14 protein-coding genes are annotated in these 19076 nt (G+C 36.1%); 10 read left to right on the top strand and 4 right to left on the bottom strand.

What is annotated here, in order from left to right; translation table 11 throughout:
* Positions 1-71 precede the first annotated feature (71 nt).
* Entirely contained in the window at positions 72-1130 is a 1059-nt protein-coding gene (locus IGI37_RS15480) for a Gfo/Idh/MocA family protein (RefSeq protein ID WP_438762961.1), read from the bottom strand.
* Positions 1130-2020: a sugar phosphate isomerase/epimerase family protein gene (locus IGI37_RS15475; protein ID WP_438762960.1), complete on the bottom strand. Its 891-nt coding sequence runs from the start codon at positions 2018-2020 to the stop codon at positions 1130-1132. The genes IGI37_RS15480 and IGI37_RS15475 overlap by 1 nt, the downstream gene beginning before the upstream one ends.
* A gap of 216 nt (positions 2021-2236) precedes the next feature.
* Here IGI37_RS15475 and IGI37_RS15470 point away from each other — a divergent pair, with 216 nt between their 5' ends.
* The 7 genes from IGI37_RS15470 to IGI37_RS15440 all read left to right on the top strand — a co-directional run bounded on the left by IGI37_RS15470 (position 2237) and on the right by IGI37_RS15440 (position 9947).
* A complete protein-coding gene (locus IGI37_RS15470) occupies positions 2237-3046 on the top strand; it encodes a sugar phosphate isomerase/epimerase family protein (RefSeq protein ID WP_438762959.1) in 810 nt (269 codons plus the stop codon).
* A 21-nt stretch (positions 3047-3067) separates the two neighbouring features.
* Positions 3068-4201, top strand: coding sequence for a substrate-binding domain-containing protein (locus IGI37_RS15465; RefSeq protein ID WP_438762958.1), 1134 nt, complete (start codon positions 3068-3070; stop codon positions 4199-4201).
* Between the two features lie 14 nt (positions 4202-4215).
* Positions 4216-5709, top strand: a complete 1494-nt coding sequence (locus IGI37_RS15460; RefSeq protein ID WP_438762957.1) for a sugar ABC transporter ATP-binding protein — start codon at positions 4216-4218, stop codon at positions 5707-5709.
* Positions 5710-5770: 61 nt separating this feature from the next.
* The gene (locus IGI37_RS15455) at positions 5771-6685 is read left to right on the top strand and encodes an ABC transporter permease (RefSeq protein ID WP_438762956.1); all 915 of its coding nucleotides are present in this window, start codon (positions 5771-5773) and stop codon (positions 6683-6685) included.
* A 25-nt stretch (positions 6686-6710) separates the two neighbouring features.
* Entirely contained in the window at positions 6711-7889 is a 1179-nt protein-coding gene (locus IGI37_RS15450; RefSeq protein WP_438762955.1) for a Gfo/Idh/MocA family protein, read from the top strand.
* 230 nt (positions 7890-8119) lie between these two features.
* A complete protein-coding gene (locus IGI37_RS15445) occupies positions 8120-9034 on the top strand; it encodes a sugar phosphate isomerase/epimerase family protein (protein ID WP_438762954.1) in 915 nt (304 codons plus the stop codon).
* Positions 9035-9431: 397 nt separating this feature from the next.
* Positions 9432-9947, top strand: a complete 516-nt coding sequence (locus IGI37_RS15440) for a GNAT family N-acetyltransferase (RefSeq protein ID WP_438762953.1) — start codon at positions 9432-9434, stop codon at positions 9945-9947.
* A 191-nt stretch (positions 9948-10138) separates the two neighbouring features.
* Here IGI37_RS15440 and IGI37_RS15435 read toward each other — a convergent pair whose 3' ends face one another.
* Both IGI37_RS15435 and IGI37_RS15430 read right to left on the bottom strand, forming a co-directional pair.
* Complete coding sequence (locus IGI37_RS15435; RefSeq protein ID WP_438762952.1) at positions 10139-10963, bottom strand: EbhA; 825 nt, start codon at positions 10961-10963, stop codon at positions 10139-10141.
* Positions 10964-11279: 316 nt separating this feature from the next.
* The gene (locus IGI37_RS15430) at positions 11280-12467 is read right to left on the bottom strand and encodes a multidrug effflux MFS transporter (RefSeq protein ID WP_438762951.1); all 1188 of its coding nucleotides are present in this window, start codon (positions 12465-12467) and stop codon (positions 11280-11282) included.
* A 473-nt stretch (positions 12468-12940) separates the two neighbouring features.
* Between IGI37_RS15430 and IGI37_RS15425 the strand changes: the two genes are divergently transcribed.
* The 3 genes from IGI37_RS15425 to IGI37_RS15415 all read left to right on the top strand — a co-directional run bounded on the left by IGI37_RS15425 (position 12941) and on the right by IGI37_RS15415 (position 18080).
* The gene (locus IGI37_RS15425; protein WP_438762950.1) at positions 12941-13750 is read left to right on the top strand and encodes a MerR family transcriptional regulator; all 810 of its coding nucleotides are present in this window, start codon (positions 12941-12943) and stop codon (positions 13748-13750) included.
* Between the two features lie 73 nt (positions 13751-13823).
* Entirely contained in the window at positions 13824-16085 is a 2262-nt protein-coding gene (locus IGI37_RS15420) for an ATP-binding cassette domain-containing protein (RefSeq protein ID WP_438762949.1), read from the top strand.
* A gap of 177 nt (positions 16086-16262) precedes the next feature.
* The gene (locus IGI37_RS15415; protein WP_438762948.1) at positions 16263-18080 is read left to right on the top strand and encodes a glycerophosphodiester phosphodiesterase family protein; all 1818 of its coding nucleotides are present in this window, start codon (positions 16263-16265) and stop codon (positions 18078-18080) included.
* Positions 18081-19076 lie beyond the last annotated feature (996 nt).

The raw sequence follows: 19076 nt of genomic DNA, 5'->3' as shown, positions 1-19076 counted from the left end.
AAAAAGTCTACAATTATTCTTTTATAACTGTACACATGGGCAGATGCCGACTACTTCATTTCGCTAACTGCTCATAAGCCATTTGGGAATTTAATGGTTTCGTTCTTTTGCGAAGACTCAAAACAAGCATCAATTAGAGTTGATAGTCGTAAAAGTTCCTCATGTTTAATCATAAGATCTGTCTGTCCATCAATTGCCAAGGCAAAGTTATCATAAAACTCGATTATGTTACTTGTAACAGAAGGTAAAGGAAACGTCTTAATCGAGTCGTCATTTCGTGGGGCCATAGTTTTGGTTAATCCAGCGCCGGTTTCTATAGGAATAGCTTCCTTCGCTAATTCTCCAGTTAATGTGACATATTTGCCATTGAGTTCGAAGTCTTCAATTACAGCAGAGCCAATCGAGCCAACAACATACCATTCTGGTAACTCAATAAAATTTGTGGTGCCGACTTCCAAATAGGCTTTCTTCAAGGAATCGAAGGTTACCTCTACTTTGAAGCCATCATCTACTTCGTGGCCTAAAAAATAGTTGAGGGTTGCGTGAATACTAATGACTTTTTGGTTTGGGAATAGAAATAGCATGCGATCTAATAAATGAACGCCCCAATCTAACAGCATTCCGCCGCCTTGATCTACATTCCTTCGCCAATCGTTTGGAATTCCTCGCGACCCTTGAACTCGGTTTTCAATGTAAAAAATATCACCCAATGTATTGTCTTCAATTAATTTTTTGGTAATGAGGTAATTTTCATCCCATCGTCTGTTTTGATGAACGGTAAAACATCTATTATATTTTTCTGATGCAGATAGGATTTCTTTTAATTCTGAAACATTCAAAGTGACAGGTTTTTCTGAAATGACGTGTTTTCCTGATGCCAATGCTTTTATAGCAAGATCTCTGTGTGAATCATTGGGTGTAGCAATCAAAATAATCTCAATAGAAGGATTAGCCAATAGTGACTCTAAGTTGTCATAGATTTTGATTTCCTTAGAAATAAAGGAATAATCTTTTTTTTCATCATTATCGTAAACACCAGTAACTTCTACGTAGCGACTCTCACTAATTCTTTTAATATGCTGCTTGCCCATGCCTCCGTATCCAATTAAACCAATTCTTTTTTTCATCATCAAAAATCCTCTCTTATAAGTTTAGTCTCTATAAATTTTTTTGAATCAATCAGTGTTTGTGTTGCTTCTTGTTTACTGGAGCTCTTGAACTCTAAAGTCAGGCTTTTATTGTATTGCTTGGCTTGTAGAGTTTTGAAAATATCTGTCCAACTAATACTGCCAGTACCTAGAGGCGCAGGTTTATACCAACCAAAATCGTAAGGATGGTTTCTTTCCACTTGTTTGCCAAAAATACCGTATCTACTTAAATTATCTTTTTCAACTTGAACTTCTTTTATATGGATATTAAATATTCGTTCATAGTAGTCACAAAGTACTTGTTTGTAGTCGATTTGTTGCCAAACAAGATGTGAAGGATCAAAATTCAATCCAAAATTTGCATTGGGGATTCTAGAAAACATTTCACTCCATAACTCAGGGCTATAGGAAATCGTCGATGGGAAACCATTCTTGTCCCACGAAGGCATTGAGCAGTTTTCAATAGCAATTTGAATATTTAGCTGTTCAGCATACGTGACAATCGGTTGGAAGACAGAAGGTAATAAGTCAAAATTTTCTTTTATAGATAAGTGCATGTCTCTACCAAGAAAGGTACTGATTAAGGAAATATCATTTTCATAAGAAAAATTGATTAATTTGTATAGATTATCAATATGTTTTTTTCGCAACTCTTTATTTTCGGTCAAAATATTTTGGTAATAGGCAAGAGAAGATATGCCTATATTATGTTGGACGAACTGTTTTTTTAAAGGCGGCTCGGTCATTGTTAATTGTTGTATAGAATCAGGAGTCAAAAAGACTTCTAATTGAGTGAACCCTAACTGGACAGCTAAATCAACTTTTTCTAGAATGGAGCCCTCAAAACAGTTTGTCAAAAAACCTAAATTCATGAAATTCCTCCTTTTGTTTATTACGTAAAAAATATATTTACAATTAGATAATACAATTTAATTCCCTGGTTTACAATAAAATTGTTGGGTTAATCGAAAATTTAGTTAAAAAACAGAAAAAAACAAGAATAAGTTGACTTAATTATTTCGAGGTGCTATCATTCGCTTGTGGAAAACGCTAACACAATAAAATTTACGTAAAAAGGAGTGACTTGAATGGAAGTTGGATATATGACAAATGGATTTGGTATGTTAGTAGGTTCTGGAGGCGGAGTAACTAGTATCAAAGAGGGACGATACTTATCGTTAATAGATGAAGCTGAAGTCCTCGAATCAATTTCTGATGTTGGTTATCAGTATGTTGAGTTGTTCGATGGGAATTTGGATAAATTTGATGCTGAGCCAAAACAATTGGAAGACTTATTGGCTAAGACAAATTTGCGACTTTTGGGTGTTTATACAGGTGCAAACTATATTTATGAAGATGCATTTGAAGATGAACTTTATCATTTGAAAGAAACCATTCATAAGATGAAAAAATTGGGGGCGAAGCATTTAGTTCTTGGAGGTGGGGCAGTTCGGCCAAATGGAAACTTGGAAAAAGATTATCAAGTGTTGGCCAAAAATTTGGATGTAGTTGCTCAAATAGCAAAGAGCTATGGTTTGATTGCAAGCTATCATCCTCATTTAGGATCTGCCGCAGAGTCACCTGAACAAATTGATCGACTTTTCTCATTGACAGAAATAAACTTTTGTCCGGATATCGCACACCTCGTGGCTGGTGGAAGTGACGCACTTGCGGTGATAAAAAAATATCGTCACCGAATTGAGTATGTTCATCTAAAAGATTTAAAAGGTTCAGCATTTGTTCCTTTAGGTGAAGGGGAAATTCCCTTAGGTGAGATTATCACTTATTTAAAAGAAGATGGGTATACAGGTGATTGGTTGGTAGAAATTGACGGATACGCTGGAGATCCATACTACGCGTGTGAAACGTCTTATAAGTTTTTAGAAAAATTTTTTTAACCACAGATGGGAGAGAAAATAATGAAAATAATAAAAAGGATTATTCCTATATTGACAGTCTTTCTTTTTGTAACGGGATGTAGTTCAACTGAATCAGCTAGTGAAGATACTTTAGCGAAAACAGATGGTAAAGATGAAATTGTGGTGGATGAGACGAATATAAAATCTACAGGCCCTAATGGAGAAACCGCTGCTCCGGCTAGCTCTTTGTCTCTAACAGAGGATGAAATTGCTCAGTTGAAAAAAGGTAATTACTCTGCGGCCATTTCATTCCACTACGCGGGAAATGATTGGTCATCCGCACAGCAAAAAGGCTTGGAAGACACCTTTAAAAAGTTTGGGATTGAGATCGTTGGAACAACAGATGCCAATTTTTCGGCAGAACAACAGGTATCTGATTTAGAAACTTTAACTGCCTTAAAGCCAGACGTAATGATTAGTATCCCAACCGACGCAACTGCGACGGCAGATGCCTTCAAACGAGTAAGTGATAGCGGAATTAAATTAGTCTTTATGGACAATGTGCCTAATAATTTTGTTGCTGGAAAAAACTATGTCGGTGCTGTATCCGCAGATAATTATGGGAACGGGATAATTGCAGCTGATTTAATCGGTGAAAAATTAAAAGGAAAAGGGAAAATTGGGATTGTTTATTATGATGTTGACTATTTTGTTACTAACCAACGATTGGAAGCATTTGAAAAGACGATTGCAGAAAAATATAAGGATATTGAAGTAATTGCAAAATCTGGCTTCTCAGATGTCAATCAATCAACGGAAGTCGCGGATGCGATGCTAACACAAAATCCAGATATAGAGGCCATTTTTGCTATCTGGGATATTCCAGCAGAAGGTGTTTTATCTGCACTAACCTCAGCAAATCGTGAAGATGTTTATGTGAGTAGTATTGATTTGGGGGATAATATCGCTAAAGAAATTGCCCAAGGAAACGTCTTAGGTGTTGGCGCTCAACTGCCATATGATCAAGGTGTAGCAGAAGCAACAATGGCAGCCTATGCTTTGTTAGGGAAAGAGACCCCTTCTTACGTTGCGGTTCCTGCGACAAGAGTTGAACAAAGCACCATTGTTACAGGATATGAAACGGTCTATCATCAAGATGCACCAGATTTCATTACAGAAGAGTTGAGTAAGTAAGAGGGGGTGGCTTAATGTGTGATGCGATTTTGAAAATGGAAGGGATTTCAAAGCGATTTGGCGAGACAACGGTCTTAAATGAAGTGGACTTTAGTTTACATAAAGGTGAGGTCCACGCACTCATTGGAGGAAATGGCGCGGGGAAGTCCACATTAATGAAAATCATGACAGGAGTTTATTCAAAAGATAGTGGAGATATCTATATTGAAGGCCAGTTAGTCAGCTTTAAAAATCGGGAAGATGCCTCTAAAAATGGGATTGAAATGATTTTTCAAGAGTTATCTTTAGTCCAATCTATGACAGTCGCCGAGAATATTTTTCTTGGAAATGAACTGCATAAGTCGATTGTTTTGGATGAGAAAACAATGAATGAAAAGGCAAAAGATGTCTTATTGAGTTTGGGAATAGATATTGATCCCAAAGATAGAGTAGAAACTTTGAGCGTTGGATTAAGTCAGATGGTTGAAATAGCTAAGGCGGTTGTTAAAAATGCGAAAATCTTGGTATTCGATGAGCCAACTGCCTCCTTATCAGATAGTGAAACAAGAAAACTTTTCCAATTAATTAATGAGTTGAAGGGAAAAGGAGTCATGATGGTCTACATATCCCATCGAATGAACGAAATTATGGATATTGCAGACGCCATAACTATATTAAAAGACGGAAAGAATGTATTAACAGATAAAATTGCTAACTTGCGTCTAGAAGAGATTGTTTCTTACTTTGTTGGGGAAAGTTCTTCCGGATTTGAATGGAAAAAGCGTGAGTATTCAAGTGAGGACCCTATATTGAAAGTAAACAATTTATCGATTAATGAAACAATTTCAGAGATAACCTTTGACGTAAAAAAAGGAGAAATACTTGGTATTGCAGGGTTGATGGGCAGTGGACGAACCGAGATTCTGGAGACATTATTTGGAATCAGAACGCTACAATCAGGTGAAATCTATATTGATAGTCAGAAGTGTTCTATCAACAATACACGAGATGCGATAAAATCTGGTTTTGGTTTAGTGCCTGAAGATAGGAGAAAGCAAGGTTTGGTATTGTCACATTCGGTAAAGGAGAATAATATTCTACCTATTTTGAAAACGTTATCCCTTTTTAAGTGGGTAATTAATGAAAAAAAATCTCAAAAAGTGACAAAAGAAAATGTTTCAAGTTTAAATATTAAAACTTCTAGTATCGAGAAAAAGATTAGTTTGTTGTCTGGTGGGAATCAACAAAAGGTGGTAATTTCCAAGTGGCTGAATACCAATCCTAAAGTGATGCTCTTAGATGAGCCAACAGCGGGAGTTGATATTGGAGCAAAAATGGAAATTATTAATATTATTCGAGACTATGCAGACGAAGGGAACGGCGTCGTGTTCGTATCTTCAGAGCTTGCAGAATTATTAGCAGCGTGTGATCGAATATTGGTTCTCTATGATGGAAAGATAATCAATGATATGAAAAGAGAAACTATTTCTTGTGAGGAGGAACTACAACATGCAATCCAAGCAGGCTAATCTAGAAAATAATTCATCCAAAAGTAAAAGCAGATTGAAAAGTATAGAGTGGAACAAATATATGGTTTATATCGTTTTTGTGATCGTCTTCTTAGCTTTTTCAGTAATTTTAGGAAATAAAGGTTTTTTAAGTGCTAACAATTTATTAAACATACTAAGACAGACTTCGATGATTTCTATTATGGCAGTCGCGGGAACTTTTGTTTTGGCAGCTGGGCAAATCGATTTAACAGTGGGAGCTGTGGCTGCTATGACGGCAATGTGTGTGTCTTTAGTATTGCAGAGTACCAATTCAATTCCCTTGGCTATCATTGTTGGGTTAGCCTTTGGAATCGTCAGTGGTGCCGTGAATGGGTTATTGGTAACTGTTCTAAAAATCCCAGCCTTTCTAGCGACCTTGGGAATGATGCAAATTATCCGAGGATCAGCCATGTGGATAACGAACACAGCTGCTGTACCAATCAAAAACAATCTTTTTAATTCAGTGTTTGGTGTGGGAAGTGTGGGTGGAATATCTGTGTTGATTCTATGGACGATTTTATTTTATATTGTGGGTGTTTTTGTTTTTAACAAAACACCTTTTGGAAGACACACGTTAGCTACCGGTGGAAATGAGTTGTCCGCACAATATAGCGGTATTAATACCAATCTTATAAAAATAAAAGTCTTCATCATGTCAGGTGCTTTTGCGGCATTTTCTGGAATTTTATATGCAGGAAGGATGCAATCTGGCCGTTATTCTTTTGGCGAAGGGGATGAAATGTCAGTTATTGCAGCAGTTGTTCTAGGTGGTGCTGCAATGAATGGTGGTTCAGGTTCTGTTATCGGAGCATTGGTTGGATCGTTGTTAATGGGGATTATTAAAAATGCTTTGATTTTAGCAGGATTGAGCTCTTCCCAACAGACTATTGTTCAGGGGATGATTATTGTGTTTGCCGTAGCCTTAAGTAACTTATCAAGTAAAAAAAATAAATAAGACAAGTAGAAGGAGAGAAATAAGTATGATTAAAAAAATTAATGTTGGATTAGTTGGCGCAGGATTTATGGGGAAAGCACACGTTGTAGCTTATTCGAATATGCCGAAGTTCTTTTGGCCGGCACCAGCAGTTCCTGTATTAAAAGTTGTTTGTGACATTGAAGAAGAGATTGCCAAAGACGCGCGTGATCGCTTTGGTTTTGAAGAATACGTGACGGATTGGAGAGAGGTCGTGAACAACCCCGAGATTGATGTGGTGAGTGTTTGTACACCCAATAATTCTCATGCTGAAATTGCGATTGCTGCTTTAGAAGCAGGAAAACATGTCTACTGTGAAAAACCGATTGCTAGCACACATCAAGAGGCAAAAGCGATGAGTGAGGCTGCAGAAAAAGCAGCCAAAAAGGGGATTATCTCAATGTGCGCTTATCAATATCGAAGAGTTCCTGCTTTAGTATTAGCGAAAAAATTCATTGATGAAGGAGCAATTGGAGAAATTCTGAATGTTCGCGCACAGTACTTGCAAAGTTGGTCAGCTGATCCGGATTCTCCATTATCATGGCGATTCGAAAAGGCCGTTGCTGGCGCTGGAACATTAGGTGATATTGCTACACATGTCATTGATATCTCTCAATATTTAGCAGGAAATATTACCGAAGTAGTTTCTACCGTAAAAACCTATATTAATGAACGTCCAGTCCAAGAAGGCGGCGTTGATTTATTAGGTACGGTAAAACTGAGCGGTGATGTGAAAAGAGAAGCTGTGGATGTGGATGATGAAGCCTCCTTCTTAGTTAATTTTGAGAGTGGTGCTGTTGGTAGCATTGAAGCGACAAGAAATGCATGGGGAAGAAATAACTTTATCACGGTTGAAGTGCATGGAACAAAAGGATCATTAGTCTTTAATTATGAGCGATTAAACGAGCTTCAAGTAATGTTCGCTGATGATCCAGATGACAGAAAAGGATTTAAGACCATTTACACAGGACCTGCGCATTTCTATGGAGAAGTGACTTGGAACATTCCTGGTATGAACATTGGGTATGGAGAATTAAAAACGATTGAAGCTTATGAATTTGTTAAGTCAGTCGTAAGTGGTCAGCAACCTTCGACTTCTTTTGCAGAAGGTTATCAAGTGGATTTAGTTACGAAAGCGGTCATTGAATCAGCAGAGACTAAATCTTGGACAAAAGTGTCAAAATAAGTCGGTTACCGTCTACTAATCAGTAAAAATAAAAACTACATGCTAAGAGTATCCTATCGACAGGTGGATAGTTATAAGGAAATAATTATAGTTTGTGAAGGATACTCTTTGCAAAACTACTATCAGAGGGATTTTGAAGAAAAAACAGCACAAAGAAACAAGTGATTTCTATATTTTTATGATAGAAGTTAGATTGGTTTAACGAATAGTCATAGAAAAGGAGTAATGTTATGAAACTCGGAATTGTTAGTGCAATTTTTGACCAAAGTAATTTTGAAGAAATGATTGATATCGTTGCAGAGAATGGTTTGGAATGTGTAGAAGTCGCGTGTTGGCCACAAGGGAAAGTAGAGCGCCGTTATGCAGGAGTTTCACATATTGATACAAAAAATTTAACAGATGAGAAAGCTCAAGCCATTTTAAGCTATTGTAAAAAAAAACAGGTCGAGATTTCTGCGTTAGCGTATTATCCAAACCCTTTAGATGAAAATCTGGAGAAACGGCAAGAAGCAATTAATCATTTGTATACATTGATTGATGCAGCTAAACTGCTTGAAGTAAATTTAGTGACGACATTCGTTGGGAGAATGACAAGTAAAAATATGGCAGAAAATTTAGAAGAGGTTGTTAAGGTATGGCCACCGATTGTTAAATATGCTGAAAAAAGAGGTGTCAAAATTGGTATAGAAAATTGTCCCATGTTATTTACTGAAGATGAGTGGCCAGGGGGACAAAATTTGATGACAAGCCCTAGTAATTGGCGGAAAATTTTTAAAATTATTGATAGTGATAATTTTGGTATTAACTATGATCCCTCTCATTTTGTATGGCAAAACATTGATTATATTCAACCTTTGTATGAATTTAAGGATAAGATTTTTCACGTTCATTACAAAGACATTAAGGTTTACCAGAATAAGTTAGCTGACGTTGGTGTAATGGCAACTCCACTAGAGTACATGTGTCCTAAGTTACCAGGATTGGGCGATGTGGACTGGGGTAAATATGTCTCAGCTTTAACGGACATTGGCTATAATGGCTTTACTTGTATTGAAATAGAAGACAAAGCTTTTGAAGAAGGTTATGAGCGTGTTAAAAAATCAGTCACATTGAGCGCGAAATACCTTAGAAATTTTATTATTTAAATTAGAAAATGGCGCTATCTGGAAAGCTCAAAGTTGTGAGCAAGAGATAGTGCCTTTTTTTGTCAACTTATGATGAAGTTAATACGAGTTAATGTTAATTTTTTTTTGTCCTTAGAAGTATTTATTTTAGGACCTATAAAAATAGTGCTTGTAGTCTGTTTTTTGACTATGATATTGTTTACGTACAGATTGTTGTTGTAAAAGGCAATACCCGATGTAAGAAATTACATTTATTTAAATATATCATGAATAAACGAAAATCTTTTATTGATTAAGTGTTAAACTTTACTTGAGAGAACAACAGGTCTGCGAGAAGCGACTAATTGTGAGAAAAAGGTTCAAAGCAATTATCAGGGATTCTAGCAATAACTCGAATACACAAGGAGGCACATAAAATATGGAAATAAAAGTAGCGGCTATATCAGAGTATACATTGGTTGAAGCCTTGTATTACGCGATTATCGAGCAGAAGGATAGCTTAATTGGCTGGGAGAAAGATGTTTATCCTTCGAAAGAGTCTTTGATTCAGTTCATTAAAGAAAAAGAATTATTGCTGGGAATAGAGAATAATGAAATTGTAGCGGCGATGGTTCTAAATCACGCCTGCAATAAGGAATATCAAGAGGTAGAATGGACAACAGAGGCAAAAAATCATGAGGTAATCATTGTTCACATGTTGGGGGTTCATCCGAGGTTTAAAGGAAAGGGTTATGCGAAACAAATGATTTATCAGGCAATTGATTATGCCAGGAAAAATAATCAAAAAGCCATCAGATTAGATGTTTTAGAAGGTAATATTCCGGCAGAAAACCTGTATACAGGTCTGGGTTTCAGGTACATAGATTCAAAAGAAATGTTCTATGAGGATACTGGTTGGACTAACTTCAAATTATATGAGTATAATTTGTCATAGAAATTGAGATTTTGTATAGGTAATCAAGATCTTTTATTGAGCATCTTGTAGAAGCCTAGTATATTGAAAAAGTTAGGAACTATATGTGTAACCAAACAATGAATTTCCGCCTTTTAGTTATCAAAAATAATCTATTGAATGAAAAAAATTACAGCTCCTTTGCTAAAGAGGGGCTGTAATCATTTTCTAAATTAAATACTTGTTAGTTTAGCTACAATTTCCGTTTCTAGATTCTTTTGATTTGTCGCGGTCAAGTTGTCAGAAGTTCTGACAACAATCGTTCCGAGGACCGTATGGCTACCCGTACTGAGTATTCCACCATCAAAAGTAGCTAGGTAATCATTTCTTTTAGTTGCTTCTTCAGCGGTTTTATAAACTTCAATGCATCCTCCCGCTAAGGTACCTTTACTGATTAAATCCATACCAGAAACCATACTTTGGTCCACAAATGTACTTGAAAAATAGATTGCGGATGTGTAACCTCCCGCTTTATTCAGATTGCCGTTAGGATCATTATCTTCGGTAACTGGCAATATATCTTCAATCGATTGTATCTCTTTTAGTTTAGGGATAACAAAATCTTGACTTGGATTGGTTACCTGTTTTAATTGTGTGATACTGTTATTCGCGCTAGTAATTGCGACTTCTAACTTAGAAGAGATACTTGAATAATCTAGTTCTTTTTGTAATTTATTTGTTTCATCTTTTACTTTGTCTAGTTTATCAGGAACCTTAGGGATTGTTCTTTTTGTTTCTTTAGCAGTTGAGATTGCTACTTGTAAATCTGTGAATGTACCTTCATCTAATGGTTTTTCACCGGCATCTAGTATTTTTTGGCCTTTTTCGATTTCTTTATCTAAAGTAGTGTTTTTTTCTGTGACTACTTTTGCGGCCTTATTAAAAGTACTAACAGCCTGATCATAAGGAACTTTTATTTGAGAGTACCAGTAATAACCACCTGCGCATAATACGACAATGACAAGTATGATTCCCAAAACAACCTTTTTACTTTTCATTTCTTTTTCCTCCATATAAAGCTATTTTCTTCGCTTCAATTTTAATTAAGTTATAGGTAAGTTAGGTAGAGAATGAACTGTCTTGGAAGACATGATAAATTCCTTCATCGATAGTTATTCATCCCAACCATAATTCCTCTACGTATAAATCAGTATACCCAATTTTTTCGGTCAAGGAAGCTATATTACGATTCACCCCCTACACTTGGATTATCAATTTTAGTTTCAGAGGTAGGAGGTATCGCAATATAAAAGGTCGTTTTGTTAACTCGTTTATTTCAAATTCACGCTTTGAATCGCTATTTTCCATTTTTTGTCACTTTTCCCCTTTAACACAGCCCATTGCAATCAGCAGAAGGATCATACAGAATATTGGAAATACCAGCAGTGAGCCGTTATGAAAGAGGCTAATTAAAAATGTGCAGAGACTGACAATTACATAATAACCTAGACTTAAGAAGGCTCCAGCTGTACCAGCAACTTCAGAAAAATTGGCTAGAGCAAGGCTCAAGCAGTTAGGCAATGCCATTCCGATTCCTGTAAGAAGGATAAAGATGCCTACTACATAGACAAATATTTGCATCGGTAAAGAGAGCGGTACAAATGGAATCAGACAGAGCACTAAACTACCAAAAAACGATAGCTGAATGCCATGTTGAATAATTAACTTGGGTGCGTTCTTTTTCAACGATTGGTTGGAGAGGAAAGCACCTAAAATTGCTGCAGTAGCAACTATGCCGCCCATAAAACCGTATTGACTTTGAGTAAAACCAAATGTTTCAATAAAGATGGTGGGGGCTTCGGAGTGGTAACTAAACAAGAGCCCATTAAAGAGGCCAATTAGTACTCCAAAGGCTATCGTATATCGGTCACAGAGCATGTGTTTACCAATCGTCAAGACTTGTTTTAACCGTATTTTTTCGGCAGTAGGACTGTAGGTTTCGGGCAATCCTTTCAAACTCCAAAATAGTAAAATCATGCCCATGATGACTAAAAAGATAAAAATCGTGCGAAAGCCATAAAATTCGCCGAGAAATCCGCCGATTAAAGGGCCAATTGCGGGTGAAAAAGCTAAGGCCGCTGAGATTTTGGCGAATAGTTGATGGCGTTGATTTCCTTCATAGTTATCACGTAAAATGGTTTGGGTAGTGACGGATCCAGTACTAGCCCCAAATGCTTGAATAAACCGACTGACAAACAACCACTGAATATTTTTTGAGATAACACACAGGAGACAGCCTAGAACATAGACGATGATGCCTAAATTCATGGCTTTTCTTCGACCAAAGTAGTCTGATCCGATGCCCCAAAAGAACACGCCTAAAGCAAAGGCGATAAAATAAATACTTAGGGTCATCTGCGCTGTATTTAATGAGACCGCATAACTATCGGCGATGTCCGTGAGCGCGGGTGTATAGATTGTTTCATTTAATTGTGGAAACCCGACGAGACAAACAAGTAGAGCTAAATTTATTTTTTGATTTTTTTCGATGTTTTTTTCCATGGATAGAACTCCTAGTTTAATTATTTACTCTGGGAAAAAAACATCTTTAACTGGAAACGGTGGGATCATAATTTTTATCCAATCATAAAAATTCATGGAATCACCTCTTTCTTTAAAGGATAGAACGGCTTTAGGACGTCCGTTGAATTATTTAAAAAATACCATAAACAAATAAAATGTATCACGGTTTCTTATCTGTGAAGTTCACTAGGAGTTAGTATAACATGTTTGTTTGGAATCTAGTAGGAAAGTCATTGTGTGAGAATGATTTTTTGAATAAGCAAGCAAGTTCATCAGAATGCTGTTAAAATATAAATCTACAAAAATACAGTATGAGTTATTTTTTTGATAATTGTCATAATAAGATAAATCAGATGTCAGTCTATAAATAAGGTTACAAGTAAGTCTACTAGAAAGTATGAAGGTATAAGGAATAAGGTTAGTCAAAAACTGAGAAGAAGGCTGTGATATGAATGTATTTAATTAGTGAGTTTTCTAAAATGCTAAAGGTTTCTAAAAGGATGTTACGGTACTATGAAAAGTTAAATTTATTTACCCCTTCACATATAAATGAACAAACAGGATATAGATATTATTCGGAGAGCGATATTTTAAAAGTAGAGAAAATTATGTTTTTAAGAGATTTGAGATTTAGTTTTCCAGAAATAAAGGAACTGATTTCTTATCCAGAAGCTGAGTTAAATAATGAAATAATAAAGAAAAAAGAAGAGTTGAAGCGTGAAATTGAGGTTATCGAAAAGGAAGTAGCAAAAATTGATATTTATCTAGAAAATAGGAGTGTTGTTGGGAATAATTCAAGCCATTTTTTCAAAATAAAAAGCTTACCCCCCTCTACAGTGATATCTTACAGAGATAGTGTAAAAAACTATAGTGATGAGACTGATCTATGGGATAAATTAAATGAATTTGTCAGGGAAAATAATATTGAAACTACAAAAAATCATTTTTCTATCTATGAGTTAAATCATAATGAAATTGAGGTTTGCATTGAATTAGTTACTAAAAGGGACTTGAGTCAGATACCAAGGACAAAAGATATTACTATTCAACAGGTGGATAATAACTGTCTAGTAGCCTGTAAGACTATTTATGGGAGCATGGAAAAGATTGAAGATACTTATTGTGAATTTTATAGTTGGTTAAGCAACAGCGAACAGTATACTACGACAGGGAAAAGTAAACACGTGTATGTATTTGGACCCCAAAATGAAAGAAATAATGGGAATTATGTGACAGAGCTACAGTTTGAAATCATCTATTGACATTGACAATATGTCATAGTCTAAAATCCTAATTACGTACTGAAATATTACTATAATTAGGATGGTGAGGAGCATGGAGAATAAAATTGAGATTAGGAATCTATCAGAGCATAATATTAAAGATATCTCTTTGGACATTTTAAAAAGACGATTAACGGTATTTACGGGTGTCTCAGGGTCAGGTAAATCAACAATTGTTTTTGATGGGATCGGAACAGAAGCACAGAGACAAATGAATGAAACTTATCCAGCATTTATAAGAGCTAAACTTCCTCAAAAAGCACGCCCTAAAGTTGATGCTATGAATAATTTAACACCTGTTGTAATTATAGACCAAACACCCTTAGGAGGAAATGTTCGATCGACAGTTGGAACTATAAGTGATTTATACACGAGTTTAAGACTGCTATATGCTCGAATCGGCATGCCTTTATTAGAGAGTGCGTCTTGTTTCTCCTTCAATGATCCAAAAGGCATGTGTCCTACTTGTTCGGGGCTTGGAAATATTACTGATATAGATGTGGATTTATTGTTAGATAAAACGAAATCCTTAAATGAGGGAGCAATCTTAGACTCTTCTTATGCGGTTAACTCATGGTATTGGAAAGTTTATGCCGAGTCTAATCTTTTTGATAATGATAAGCCGATTCGTCTATACAACGAAGAAGAATACAACTTGTTGTTATATGGTTCAATCAAAAAAGACGGAAAGAAAAAGCATCCGAAAGTTGAAGGTCTATATAATAAATTTTCGAAAGCGTACCTGAATCGAGATATTTCGCAGTTGAGTAAAAGTACACAAGAAAAAAGTAAAAGAATACTTTCTACGATTGAATGCCCGGCGTGTAAGGGAAAGCGTTTAAATAAAACAGCATTACTTTCTAAAATTTCAGATTACTCGATAGCGGATATGGCAGCTATGGAAATCACAGAATTGTATAGCGTAATTTCTTCGATAGAGAACAGGAAAGTTTCTTCTCTCTTGAAAGATATATCTAATCAATTAGAAAAGTTGATTGAGATTGGCTTACCTTATATCAGTTTGAATAGACAAACAATGACGTTGTCAGGTGGAGAAGCACAGCGAGTTAAATTAATCAAGCACTTGGGAAGTACATTGACAGACATGACCTATATATTTGACGAGCCGAGTACAGGGATGCATCCAAGAGATGTCAGTAAGATCAATAACCTGCTTTTAGATATTAGGGATAAGGGGAATACAGTGCTTGTTGTAGAACATGATAAAGATGTGATAGCAATTGCAGATGAAATTATTGATGTTGGGCCAAACGCAGGGAGATTTGGTGGTCAAATTGTGTTTCAAGGAAATTTTGAAGAGATCTTGGAATCGAAAACAATTACAGGCGACTTTATGAAGAAAGAGGTTAAGGTAAAAAAAGATGTTCGAAAATCTAGCGACATGCTATCCGTTATCGATGCAACGACGAATAATTTAAAACATGTGGACGTACAAGTTCCTTTAGGTATTTTAGTAGCCATTACTGGGGTTGCAGGTTCAGGGAAAAGCTCATTAATTACAGAGTGTTTATATAAAAAGTATCAAGATAAAATAATTCGGATTAACCAAAAGCCAATTACTGCAACAAGCCGCTCAACAGCAGCGACATTCTTAAATTTTTTTGACGGCATCCGCACTATTTTTTCTCGTGAAACAGGGCAAGAAGCTTCTTTATTTAGCTTTAATTCCAAAGGTGCTTGTAAAAGTTGTGGAGGGAAAGGAGTAATAGTAACAGAACTAGTTTTCATGGATCCGGTTATAACGGCATGTGAATCTTGTAAGGGTTCTCGCTATAGTAGTGAAGCAACCAAGCATAAGGTGAAAGGACATAATATTGTAGAGATATTGAATCTGACAGTAGATGAGGCATTAGTCTATTTTGAAGATAAAAAAATAATCAGTAAGCTGCAAATATTAAAAGATGTCGGGTTGAGCTACATTTCACTAGGTCAGCCATTAAGCACTTTGTCAGGTGGAGAACGGCAAAGAATAAAGCTGGCTCAAAAAATTAGACAAAAAAATAATATTATTATTTTGGATGAACCCACTACAGGGTTGCATTCAGCAGACGTTCATAACTTAATGGCTTTACTAAATAGTCTAGTTGACAATGGAAACTCTATTATCGTTATAGAGCATAATTTAGATGTAGTTAAGCAAGCCGATTGGATCATAGATGTTGGTCCGGACGGCGGAAAACTAGGAGGTACTTTGGTTTTTGAAGGGACGCCATACGAGATGTATAAAAATGCGCAGACAATTACGGCAGAGTGTCTTCGAATGAGTTTAGATAAAAGTTACGCTAGCCTATAATCCACCAATCACTACCAAATACAATCAAAAACCGAAAGCTGTCATTTTTCATTCAAACGTTCTCTCAAGTGAGATTCTTAAATAAATGATTCTTGTTATTTTTTGGCTATTGAGAGTATTGCTAACTTGAAGGCTTTGTGTGATACTTAATTAAAAAAGTATGGGGTAGGTAAGTAAATGGGGCGTATGTTTGATTTTGGGGGGTTAAAGAAAACGACCAAGGGTTGGTTTGTTCAGTTAGTTAGTTTTGTCGTAGTGTTTAATTTTATTCAGTTGTTTCTTATTCAGCCGTTACTCAATTTTATTTTCCGGATTGGGTTGAATACATCGGGGTATCAAGTGTTATTTAATAATGAGATGTTAGAATATTTTTTGACACCGGTGGGCTTTCTTTCAGGGGGTGTGTCAGTTGTGCTTGTGCTAGTGGTTAGTCTTTTCGAGTTTTCGATTTTAATTGAGTTCACTGCGGAAAAGCTTATGAAAGGTGAGGCCTTGATTTTACGACAATTAGAAAACTTTCGATTGTCTAAGAGGATGATTCGCCCGCTCAACGTGGTCTTGACATTTGTGTATGTCTTTCTTTTTTTACCGATTGTCAATTTAGGCTACACAAGCTCGCTGTTTCCATTTTTTAAGATACCGAACTTTATTACAGGCGAGTTGGCAAAAAGTAATTATGGGGAATATTTGATTTTGTTTGTGTTTAGCCTAATTTATCTGGGCTTTTTCCTAAGTCTTTATATACTCCCGAGTATGGTTTTGGAGCGAACCTCGTTAATAGCCGCCAATAAATCAAGTGTTAGGACGATAAAAAGAAATGTCTTTTTCTTTCTTAAGCTTGTGGTGGGTTACTTATTTGCCTGGGGGCTATTAAAAGGACTTCCAGAACTCGCGGCAGAAACGTTCTATTTACCGCTATCGGTCGTCGAATATAGGACGATTTTTCAAAGTGGTAGTATCCTTCAAATCATTGGCTGTTTTCTTTTTTATCTTTATTATCAAATTGGCCAATTGTTAGTTGCACCGCTGTTAATCGCGCTTCTGACGTTTGGTTTCTGTCATGAAAAGAAAGAGTTTGTGCAAAATCCACAAGATAGTTATTCATTTGAAAAAATTCAATCTAGTTTAAGAAAACTATTTTTAAAGAAAGTTCCTCGTGTAATTTTAGCGGCATTATTCGTAGCCTCAGTGTTCATGTTTACCTATCGGACGCTAGAAGATGGTGCAGATTTACATGAACCAATTGTGATTGGACATAGAGGAAGTGTTGCTGGCGTGGAGAATACAATTGAGGCGATTCAGGGCGCGATTGATGCCAAGGCTGAATATGCAGAGGTTGATATCCTTTTATCTAAGGATGGTGTACCCATGGTGATTCATGATGATTCGTTAGAACGGTTAGCTGGGGTTAACAAGTTTGTTCATGAGCTGACGGCCGAAGAACTTGGGAAATTACAGTTGAAGCAAAACGGTCTAACGGGAAAAATCTCAACGTTAGACGACGTACTGGCCTTTACAGAAGGAAAAATACAGTTAGCGGTTGAACTCAAATTACATAAGAACGAATCAAAGAATTTAGTGGATGAAGTGGCAAAAGTGATGGCTACATATGGTGTTTTGGAAAGTGCTGTTTTCTTGTCGTTGGATTATTCCTTAGTCGATGAGATGAACACGAAATACCCGAATACAACGAGTGGTTACTGTATTTTTGGTAATATTGGTTACTTAAATCCAACTGTTATCTACACTATGAATATTGATTTTGTTCTGATTGAGGAATGGATGGCCACAAGAACGAATCTGATGGAGTTTCGCCGGGCGTGGTTGCCGACCTATGTTTGGACAGCAAATGAGCCGGACGAGATGATTAAGTTTCTGAAATCCGGGGCGCTTGGTTTGGTGACAGATTATCCTAAAGAAGGCGTCGAGCAACGGGACTTGTTTGAAGAGGAGAGTTACCGAAGCTATTTGAAGCCAGAAGATTGGCAAGAGTGATTGAAAAGAGAAAGACAAGATGATTTGTTAGGGAATCCGCTGATCAGATGCCTGTACAGAAACTACAGCTAGAAATTAAATCAATTACTGCTCCCGTAATTGGAGAAAGTTCAGAAAAGAAGGCTTTCGACATTATGTTTACAGGATTTAAAAAAATAATGTTCTCTTTATAATTAATGGGCCTGTTTGTTAGATAAGTTGAATCTGTGTTTTGCTTGTGAGATTTATTTAATCAGTCCTTTTTTATAATATAAATAATTTTAGAAAAACTTCTTTGAAACTAGACAGTTCGTTATAAAACTCAAAAGCTGCAAGAGAGAGGTTGATAAAATGCTGATGAGTTAACTGTTCCGAGATACTGTTCTTTTTTCCAAAATCCGAATTGAAAGGAAAACTTTTATGCAAAAATGTCCTAGCTTGGTTATGAGCTCATAAGGATCCCTGACAATATTTCTGCCAGAATAACTGATTTTTACCATCAATTAAAAGTTTCTGAAGAGTCCATTAATACTATCCAGAATTTCGAAGAAACTTTAAGTAATGATGAATCCACAGTCTTTCGAGTTGTATCGATAAAGAAACTAGTGGTACAGTTTATAAATTATATTAACAGCCACATCGAGACATTTACTACCGCTTGCACTTATTGGGATTTTTTTGTTTGAAAATTATTCGAGTTATTCAATATTAATATGATACAATTGTTATTGTAATTAAAAGGACTATTATGTTATTTTCTACGATGAAATCTCTAGTTTAATTAAGATGTCTAGGGGTGAATTACTGGATGTAATTGTCTCAGAGCGTGGCATCTTCAGAAATCTTGCCCTACTCAGCGCTGTCAGCTTTAAACTAATATTTATGTCTCTAAATGTTAGTTTCGTTTACAAAGAGTGATCAGTTCTTTTTCAGAAGGAGTTAAGTCGCCTGCTTCTTTAATGAGCTGTTTTGTTTCGCTTGCGCAGCCGTTTATCAAATCAGGAGGGGGTCAATCGT

The organism is Enterococcus sp. AZ194, from assembly GCF_051713825.1.
In the GTDB taxonomy this organism is placed as follows: domain Bacteria; phylum Bacillota; class Bacilli; order Lactobacillales; family Enterococcaceae; genus Enterococcus_K.
Note: the sequence above shows the minus strand (reverse complement) of the source record. Positions and strands in the feature narration are given on the sequence as shown.

Bases quoted from the DNA above. Each gene is read 5' to 3' on its own strand.
- IGI37_RS15430 (WP_438762951.1), bottom strand. From the start codon at position 12,467: ATGGAAAAAAACATCGAAAAAAATCAAAAAATAAATTTAGCTCTACTT.
- IGI37_RS15440 (WP_438762953.1), top strand. From the start codon at position 9,432: ATGGAAATAAAAGTAGCGGCTATATCAGAGTATACATTGGTTGAAGCC.
- IGI37_RS15455 (WP_438762956.1), top strand. From the start codon at position 5,771: ATGGTTTATATCGTTTTTGTGATCGTCTTCTTAGCTTTTTCAGTAATT.
- IGI37_RS15435 (WP_438762952.1), bottom strand. From the start codon at position 10,963: ATGAAAAGTAAAAAGGTTGTTTTGGGAATCATACTTGTCATTGTCGTA.
- IGI37_RS15425 (WP_438762950.1), top strand. From the start codon at position 12,941: ATGTATTTAATTAGTGAGTTTTCTAAAATGCTAAAGGTTTCTAAAAGG.
- IGI37_RS15475 (WP_438762960.1), bottom strand. From the start codon at position 2,020: ATGAATTTAGGTTTTTTGACAAACTGTTTTGAGGGCTCCATTCTAGAA.
- IGI37_RS15460 (WP_438762957.1), top strand. From the start codon at position 4,216: ATGTGTGATGCGATTTTGAAAATGGAAGGGATTTCAAAGCGATTTGGC.
- IGI37_RS15415 (WP_438762948.1), top strand. From the start codon at position 16,263: ATGGGGCGTATGTTTGATTTTGGGGGGTTAAAGAAAACGACCAAGGGT.
- IGI37_RS15465 (WP_438762958.1), top strand. From the start codon at position 3,068: ATGAAAATAATAAAAAGGATTATTCCTATATTGACAGTCTTTCTTTTT.
- IGI37_RS15445 (WP_438762954.1), top strand. From the start codon at position 8,120: ATGAAACTCGGAATTGTTAGTGCAATTTTTGACCAAAGTAATTTTGAA.
- IGI37_RS15420 (WP_438762949.1), top strand. From the start codon at position 13,824: ATGGAGAATAAAATTGAGATTAGGAATCTATCAGAGCATAATATTAAA.
- IGI37_RS15450 (WP_438762955.1), top strand. From the start codon at position 6,711: ATGATTAAAAAAATTAATGTTGGATTAGTTGGCGCAGGATTTATGGGG.
- IGI37_RS15480 (WP_438762961.1), bottom strand. From the start codon at position 1,130: ATGATGAAAAAAAGAATTGGTTTAATTGGATACGGAGGCATGGGCAAG.
- IGI37_RS15470 (WP_438762959.1), top strand. From the start codon at position 2,237: ATGGAAGTTGGATATATGACAAATGGATTTGGTATGTTAGTAGGTTCT.